This is a genomic window from Nocardioides sp. P5_C9_2, from assembly GCF_054049555.1.
In genome coordinates this window covers 1-7,596 of the sequence record NZ_JBFUMD010000151.1, presented here as the reverse complement: position 1 = coordinate 7,596, position 7,596 = coordinate 1, and the positions used below count along the sequence as shown (strand labels likewise).

Sequence of the window (7,596 nt, the reverse complement as noted above, 5' to 3'; positions counted from 1 at the left end):
CGCCAGCACGACGACGAACCACGTCACCGCGAGCAGCACGGGCAGCACGACGACCGCGCGCGGTCGGCGTACGAACCAGCGGCACGCCTGCACCAGCGCGACCGTCCAGGCCACCAGCAGCAGCGCCGTCACCCACCACGGGGCGCCGACCACCGTGGGTGTCGTGGCGATCAGGAAGAAGACCGCCGCCAGCCCGATCATCCCGCCGAAGGCCCACGGGGAGGCGACCTCGCGGCGGACGGGCGCGGGCCCGGTCAGCGCTCGCTCACTCAGTTGTCGGGGGTGCCGTCGGCGAGGCCGTCACCCGAGGCGGGACCGTCCTCGTTCCACTTCGGGTCGTTGTCCCACTCCTCGTTGCGCTCCTCGACCTTCTCGAGCGCGCGGCCGGCCTCCGCGGCGGAGGCGTAGGGGCCGAGCCGGTCCGCGTTCTTGCAGCCGTCGTGGCCCTCGACCGTCTTGTGCTTCAGGCAGTACCAGTACTCCGAGTCGCTCATGGGACGAGAAACTACACTCGCCCTCGTGCCATCCCTAGCTCCTGCGGCGATCTCGCCGCGTCGTGCCGTGCCCGCCTCGATCCCCCGCCCCGAGTACGTCGACCGGCCGGCGCCCGCGCCGTTCGAGGGCAACGAGGTGAAGGACGCGGGGACGATCGAGCGGATGCGGGTCGCCTGYCGGTTGGCGGCGCGGGCCCGCGACCTGGTGGGTGAGCACGTCGTCCCGGGCGTCACCACCGACGAGCTCGACCGGATCGGCCACGAGTTCCTCTGCGACCACGGCGCCTACCCGTCCACCCTCGGCTACCGCGGCTTCCCCAAGTCGCTGTGCTCGAGCGTCAACGAGGTCGTCTGCCACGGCATCCCCGACGCGCGGGTGGTCGAGGACGGCGACATCGTCAACATCGACATCACCGCGTTCCTCGACGGCGTGCACGGCGACACCAACGCCACCTTCCTCGCCGGTGACGTCGACGAGGAGTCCCGGATGCTCGTCGAGCACACCCGTGAGGCCCTGGACCGGGCCATCCGGGCGGTGAAGCCGGGGCGTCGCATCAACGTGATCGGCCGGGTCATCGAGGCCTACGCCAAGCGCTTCGGCTACGGGGTCGTCCGCGAGTTCACCGGTCACGGGATCGGCACGTCCTTCCACAGCGGGCTGGTCGTGCCGCACTACGACGACCCGCGCTACGACGACGAGATCCGGGTCGGCATGACGTTCACCATCGAGCCGATGCTCAACCTGGGCACCCACGAGTGGGAGATGTGGGACGACGGCTGGACGGCCGTGACCCGCGACCGCCGCCGCAGCGCCCAGTTCGAGCACACCCTGCTGGTCACGCCGTCCGGCGCCGAGGTCCTGACCGTCCCGTAGTCCACGCAGCCGTAGTTCACACGGCCGTCACACGCGTACCCCTAAGGTGTGGCGCCATGGACTCGATGTTCCACGGCTACACGGGCGGGACCGGGCCGGCGTACGACGAGATGTTCGACGCCAGYGCCATGCGCCCGGCGTACGACCAGTTCCGCTCGACGCTCGACACGATGACGATGGCCGAGCTCGCGACCCGGGTGGAGGCGCTGCAGGCCAGCTACCTCGACCAGGGCGTGACCTTCGACATCGGCGGCGAGGAGCGGGCGGTCCCGCTCGACATCCTGCCGCGGGTGATCGAGCAGGACTCGTGGTCGACCATCGAGCGCGGCGTCCAGCAGCGGGTGCGCGCGCTCGAGGCGTTCCTCGCCGACGTGTACGACGCGGGGCAGGTGTTCACCGACCGGGTCATCCCCCGCCGGGTCATCGCCACCTCGTCGCACTTCCACCGCGCGGCCGCGAGCGTGCGCCCGCCCAACGGGGTCCGCGTCCACGTCAGCGGCATCGACCTGATCCGCGACAACGACGGCGAGTTCCGCGTCCTGGAGGACAACGTCCGCGTGCCGTCGGGTGTCTCCTACGTGATGACCAACCGCCGCGCCATCGCCGCCGCGCTCCCGGAGACCTTCGCGCACCACCGGATCCGTCCGGTCGCCGGCTACCCGCAGCGGCTGCTGGCCGCCCTGCGGGCCGCGGCTCCCGCCGGCGTGGCCGATCCGACCGTCGTGGTGCTGACGCCCGGCGTCTTCAACGGCGCGTACTTCGAGCACGCGCTGCTGGCCCGCACCATGGGCGTCGAGCTGGTCGAGGGCCGCGACCTCGAGTGCCGCCGCGGGCGCGTGATGATGCGCACCACCCGCGGCCCGGAGCCCGTTCACGTGATCTACCGCCGCGTCGACGACGAGTTCCTCGACCCGGTGCACTTCCGCGGCGACTCCCTGCTCGGCTGTCCCGGTCTGATCGACGCGGCCCGCTCGGGCCAGGTCGTGCTGGCCAACGCGGTGGGCAACGGGGTGGCCGACGACAAGCTCGTCTACACCTACGTCCCCGAGCTGATCCGCTACTACCTCGACGAGGAGCCGGTGCTGCGCAACGTCGACACGTGGCGCCTCGGCGACACGGACGCCCGCGAGGAGGTGATGGACCGCCTCGACGAGCTCGTCGTCAAGCCGGTCGACGGCTCCGGCGGCAAGGGCATCGTCATCGGCCCCGCCGCGTCCCGCGCCGAGCTCGACGAGCTGCGCGGCAAGGTGATGGCCGAGCCCCGCAACTGGATCGCCCAGCCGGTCGTCCAGCTCTCCACGGTCCCGACCTTCGTCGACGGCAGGCTCGGCCCGCGGCACGTGGACCTGCGTCCCTTCGCCGTCAACGACGGGTCGAAGGTGTGGGTGCTGCCCGGCGGCCTGACCCGCGTCGCGCTCCCCGAGGGCGAGCTCATCGTCAACTCCTCACGCGGTGGCGGCTCCAAGGACACCTGGGTGCTGGCCGGCCCGACCGTCGCCCCGGTCCGCGAGGAGGTCGTGGTCGAGGCCACGCCGGCCGAGCCCCCGAGCAGCGGTCCGGCGATCACCGACCTCACCGGGACCCGCGCCCAGCAGGAGCAGCAGGAACAGCAGCAGCAGGCGCGCGGGGTGGCCGCATGCTGAGCCGCATCGCGGAGTCGATGTTCTGGATCGGCCGCTACGTGGAGCGCGCCGAGGACACCGCCCGGATCCTCGACGTCCAGACCCAGCTGCTGCTCGAGGACACCTCCGGCTCGGAGGAGACCACCTGCCGCAACCTGCTCGCCATCATGGGCGTCGAGTTCGACCCCGACGCCCGCGTCGACACCCGGCTGGTGCTCGAACAGCTCGCCTACGACAGCAGCGCCCCCGCCTCGGTGGCCGCGGTGCTCGCCGCCGCCCGGGAGAGCGCCCGCCGCGCCCGCGAGACCCTGTCGGTGGCCATGTGGGAGGCCCTCAACACCACCCACCGCAGCGTGGTCACCGGCCAGTTCCGCGCCGCCGGACCGGCGTCCGGCTTCCGTTGGGTGCGGGATCGGGCCGCCCTCATCAACGGCGCCGCCGACGCGACGATGACCCGCGACGAGGGATGGCAGTTCCTGATGCTGGGCCGCTGCCTCGAGCGGGCCGACATGACCTCGCGCCTCGTCGCCACGGCGGCGTACGCCGGTGGCATCGGCTCGCCGTGGACCAACACGCTGCGGGCGTGCGGCGGCTACGAGGCCTTCCTGCGCACCTACAAGGGCGCCGAGACCGAGCGCGGGGCCGCGGAGTTCCTGCTGCTCGACCGGCTCTTCCCCCGGTCGGTGGTCTTCTCCCTCAACCGTGCCGAGCAGTGCCTCGACCACCTCGACGCCGGCGGCCGTGCCGGGGTGCAGAACGACGCGATGCGGCTCATCGGCCGGACCCGCGCCGACCTGGAGTACCGCTCCCTGAGCGACGTCGTGGCCGACCTGCCGGGTGAGATGGAGAAGCTCCAGCGCACGTGCGCGCTGGCCACCGAGGCCGTGACCCGGCGGTTCTTCGCCGGGTCCGAGGGCACCAACTGGCAGGGAGGGCGGGTCTGATGCAGCTCCGGATCATCCACACGACCGGCTTCGAGTACGACGGCAAGGCGTTGGCGTCGTACAACCAGGCACGGATGACGCCGCTCACCGCCCCCGGGCAGATCGTGGTGCACAACCGGCTGGTCGTGAGCCCCACCCCGTGGACAGCGTCCTACCGCGACTACTTCGGCAACGAGGTGACCTCGTTCGAGGTCCTCGACCCGCACGGCTCGATGACGATCACCGCGACGTCGACGGTGCACACGGAGCGGACCCCCTCGCCGGGCCCGGTCCTGTCCTGGGAGGAGATCGCCGACCCCGAGCTGACCGACCGGTGGACGGAGTACCTCGAGCTGCCGCCCCTCGTCGCCCCTCCCGAGGACGTCGCCCGCACCGCCCGGGAGATCGCGGACTCCAGCGCCACGCCCGGCGAGGCGGCCCGCCGCGTGTGCGACCACGTCCACCAGCAGGTGGCCTACGTCCCGGGCACCACCGACGTCGCCACGCCGGCGGCCGAGGCCTGGGGTCAGCGCTCGGGGGTGTGCCAGGACATGGCGCACCTCGTCATCGGGGCGCTGCGCAGCATCGGCATCCCGGCCCGCTACGTCTCGGGCTACCTCCACCCCCGGGCGGACGCCGAGGTCGGCGAGACCGTGCAGGGCGAGTCGCACGCGTGGGTCGAGTGGTGGGACGACGGCTGGCAGGGCTTCGACCCCACCAACGACCTCGAGCCCGGCGACCGCTGGGTCGTGGTGGCCACCGGCCGCGACTACCTCGACGTCCGTCCGCTGCACGGGATCTTCCACGGCGCCGGCACGTCGTCGGTCTTCGTCGAGGTCGCCGTCACCCGGCTGGCCTGAGCCCGCTCCCCTCTGTCATGCTCGGGCCAGCGAATGGGCTGGCCGGGCGACCGCGTTCCCCTCACGGGGACCGAGGAAGGTCCGGGCTCCACAGGGCAGGGTGATGGCCAACAGCCATCCGGGGCAACCCGCGGGACAGTGCCACAGAGAACAGACCGCCTCTCCCCACGGGGAGCGGCAAGGGTGAAACGGTGGTGCAAGAGACCACCAGCGCTCCGGGCGACCGGAGCGGCTAGGTAAACCCCACCCGGAGCAAGATCGAGCAGTGTGTGACCGAGGGCGGCCCGCCCGAGCACACGGGTAGATCGCTCGAGGGGGTCGGCAACGGCTCCCCTAGATGGATGGTCGCCCCGCCTCACGGCGGACAGAACCCGGCCTACAGGCCAGCCCATTCGCCACAAGCCCGAGACGACGGGCCCGGACTGTCTTCGTCCGCCGCCGGGAGGCAGGCTCAGGCGGTCTGCGAGCTGGGCAAGGCTGATGCGTGCGTCGCACGGAATCCCTTGCCGATGAGCCAGGCCGGGAGGAACACCAGTTCGAACAGCCCGCCGGGGACCAGGAGAAGCAGGCCGGCGCCCGCGCTCATGTCGAGGACCCCGAGGAGGTYGAGCGGTACGCCGATGGTGAGCGAGATGTATCCGATCAGACCGAGCATCGCGATGGCCCGGGGAACCAACCGCCCGATCAGGAGGAGGTACGTCAGGATGATGCCGCCGATGCCGGTGGGCACGTAGACCCACAGCAGGTGGTTCGGGACGACGAGCGACTGGGTCAGGAGGTAGATCCCGCAGGTGGCCGAGACGAGGCACTCGGTGATCCTCAGTCCCGGATACCAGACTGCGAGGCTGGGGTTGACGTCTCTCAGGACTGGATACATCAGGAGGCCGATGCCGACGACCGCGAGCCCGGAACACATCATCAGGACGACGCCGAGGGTCAACGAGCCTCGGTCGGGGTCGCCGTCGACGAACGTCTGGATCAGGCTCGTCCCGAACATGGCAGTCATCATCTGGAGGATGAAGAGAACGCCCACCGCAATGGCGGTCGTCCTCCTGTTCGGGGTGTGCATGGTGGATCGGGTGGCTCTTGGGATGCTCAGGGTGGTCATGGCTCGCCTTCCGTCGGCGTCAGGACCGAGTTCCCTAACGGTGTTAGATTAGAATCGAAACATACGCCTAACAGTGTTAGATTGTCTAGGTGCGCGAGCGGTGAGGACAGGCGTGGGACGTAGATCGGCCGAAGATGCGAGCAGGGCGCCCGTGAACCGGGAGCGCGCGCTGGCAGTCGCTCTGGCGGTGGCGGACGGCGAGGGGATCGAAGCCGTGACCATGCGCCGGCTCGGGCGCGAGCTGGGCGTTGAAGCCGCTTCTCTGTACCACCATGTCAACGGCAAGGATCAGATCCTCGACGGGCTGGTCGACGTCGTCGCCGCCGAGATCGAGCTTCCCGACCGGTCGACCGAGTGGCGCGAGGCGATCAGCCAACGGGCTCACCGAACCCGTGCGGTCCTGCTCCGCCACCCCTGGGCCGTCAGCTTGATGGCTTCGAGGAACACCCCGGGGCCTGCCACCCTGGGACTGCTGGAATCGGGGATCAGATCGTTTCGCGAAGGAGGATTCTCGATCCTCGCTGCCGCTCACGCGATCTCAACGCTCGACAGCTACGTGCACGGATTCGTGCTGCAGGAAGCCAACCTGCCCTTCCACGACGAGTCGGAGCTGGCGACCATGACCTCGGCCATCATGGAAGCGTTCCCCGCCGCGGCCTTCCCCTACCTCTTCGAGCTGACCGTCGAGCACGTCCTCCAGCCCGGCTACGACTACGGCCAGGAATTCGACTCCGGGCTCACGCTCGTGCTCGACGGTGTCGCCACGCTGCGATAGATGGATGACCCACCACGGCAGGCAGGGTCCAGGTGCCCGTCAGGCGGCGGGACGTCCTGCGCGTCTCGGTGTCCCGCGTTGAACCGGCCAATCGCCTCGGCCACGTGCGCGCGGCCAAGCCGGGTGTTTGGCCGCATGCCCATGTCCTGCGGCTGACGTCCTTGCCATACTCACGTCGTGGACGAGGACGACAACCGGCTGAACTGGGGGCAGGTCGCCGCAGCGGCCGGCGCCGCGATGTCCGCCGCATTGCTTCTGTCGACGCTTGGCGTGGCGGGCACGATCGTCGGAGCGGCGATCGGAAGCGTGGTTGCCAGCGTTGCGACCCACGCGTACAGCCGCGGGATCAAGGGGGGCCGCGAGCGCGCGAAGTCCGGCTTGAAGGCAGGTCCGGCCGCCCGCGACCAGGCCCCGCCAGGACCGCCCGAGCCGGCTCCGGCGGCCCGGCGCGGTCTGCCGTGGAAGCGGATCGCCGTCGGAGCGATCATCCTGTTCGTCGGGGTCATGGTCGTCATCACCGCCGTCGAGCTGACGACGGGCAAGGCAGTGTCGTCGTACACGGGTGGTAGCGACGAGGACACGCAGACCACCATCCCGGGGGTGAGACAGCCAGCTTCGACGCCGCAACCCGAGCCTTCTCCCTCCGACACACCGACGGAGTCGCCCTCGGAGACCGCCACGCCCAGCGAAGGCACCACTCCGAACGACACGACCAGTCCCTCCCCCACCGAGTCGCCGACGCCGTCACTGGAGTCGCCGACCGGCACTCCCCTCACAACCCCGGAGCAGACAACGTCCTCTCAGCCGGGCTGATCGGTCGGCGTCGCCCCGTCGAAGACGTCGAGGAAGGCGGAGGTCAGGGGCGCACGTCGAGGCGGTGTTCGCCGCGAGCACCTGGCGATGGAGCCATCGCTGGCCGCACGCCCGCACGGTCGTTTGC

At 70.6% G+C, this 7,596-nt stretch carries 9 protein-coding genes and 1 other RNA gene; 7 read left to right on the top strand and 3 right to left on the bottom strand.

Going from position 1 to position 7,596, the window contains the following annotated elements:
- Positions 1-201 (bottom strand): hypothetical protein (locus ACXJKL_RS09610; RefSeq protein ID WP_457206837.1); only part of this gene is annotated, 201 nt, incomplete at its 3' end.
- A gap of 68 nt (positions 202-269) precedes the next feature.
- Positions 270-494 carry a hypothetical protein gene (locus ACXJKL_RS09605; protein WP_457206836.1) on the bottom strand — a complete coding sequence of 75 codons (225 nt, stop codon included), beginning with the start codon at positions 492-494 and terminating at the stop codon, positions 270-272.
- Between the two features lie 25 nt (positions 495-519).
- On the opposite strand from ACXJKL_RS09605, the gene map reads away from it, so the two are divergent.
- The 5 genes from map (at position 520) to rnpB (ending at position 5,168) form a co-directional block, all read left to right on the top strand.
- Positions 520-1,368, top strand: coding sequence for a type I methionyl aminopeptidase (map, locus tag ACXJKL_RS09600; RefSeq protein ID WP_457206835.1), 849 nt, complete (start codon positions 520-522; stop codon positions 1,366-1,368).
- A gap of 56 nt (positions 1,369-1,424) precedes the next feature.
- Complete coding sequence (locus ACXJKL_RS09595) at positions 1,425-3,011, top strand: circularly permuted type 2 ATP-grasp protein (RefSeq protein WP_457206834.1); 1,587 nt, start codon at positions 1,425-1,427, stop codon at positions 3,009-3,011.
- Positions 3,005-3,934: an alpha-E domain-containing protein gene (locus ACXJKL_RS09590; RefSeq protein ID WP_457206833.1), complete on the top strand. Its 930-nt coding sequence runs from the start codon at positions 3,005-3,007 to the stop codon at positions 3,932-3,934. The genes ACXJKL_RS09595 and ACXJKL_RS09590 overlap by 7 nt, the downstream gene beginning before the upstream one ends.
- A complete protein-coding gene (locus tag ACXJKL_RS09585; RefSeq protein WP_457206832.1) occupies positions 3,934-4,773 on the top strand; it encodes a transglutaminase family protein in 840 nt (279 codons plus the stop codon). Before ACXJKL_RS09590 ends, ACXJKL_RS09585 begins: the two co-directional genes overlap by 1 nt.
- 34 nt (positions 4,774-4,807) lie before the next feature.
- Positions 4,808-5,168, top strand: an RNA gene (gene rnpB, locus ACXJKL_RS09580) — RNase P RNA component class A.
- Positions 5,169-5,224: 56 nt separating this feature from the next.
- On the opposite strand, the gene ACXJKL_RS09575 is transcribed toward rnpB, so the two are convergent.
- The gene (locus ACXJKL_RS09575) at positions 5,225-5,842 is read right to left on the bottom strand and encodes a DUF4386 domain-containing protein (protein WP_457206831.1); all 618 of its coding nucleotides are present in this window, start codon (positions 5,840-5,842) and stop codon (positions 5,225-5,227) included.
- Between the two features lie 190 nt (positions 5,843-6,032).
- Between ACXJKL_RS09575 and ACXJKL_RS09570 the strand changes: the two genes are divergently transcribed.
- Complete coding sequence (locus ACXJKL_RS09570; RefSeq protein WP_457206830.1) at positions 6,033-6,656, top strand: TetR/AcrR family transcriptional regulator; 624 nt, start codon at positions 6,033-6,035, stop codon at positions 6,654-6,656.
- Positions 6,657-6,833: 177 nt separating this feature from the next.
- The gene (locus tag ACXJKL_RS09565) at positions 6,834-7,469 is read left to right on the top strand and encodes a hypothetical protein (protein ID WP_457206829.1); all 636 of its coding nucleotides are present in this window, start codon (positions 6,834-6,836) and stop codon (positions 7,467-7,469) included.
- The last annotated feature ends 127 nt before the right edge of the window (positions 7,470-7,596 follow it).

Excerpts from the sequence above, each read along its gene's own strand:
- ACXJKL_RS09605 (WP_457206836.1), bottom strand. The coding sequence starts at position 494 with ATGAGCGACTCGGAGTACTGGTACTGCCTGAAGCACAAGACGGTCGAG.
- ACXJKL_RS09590 (WP_457206833.1), top strand. The coding sequence starts at position 3,005 with ATGCTGAGCCGCATCGCGGAGTCGATGTTCTGGATCGGCCGCTACGTG.
- ACXJKL_RS09585 (WP_457206832.1), top strand. The coding sequence starts at position 3,934 with ATGCAGCTCCGGATCATCCACACGACCGGCTTCGAGTACGACGGCAAG.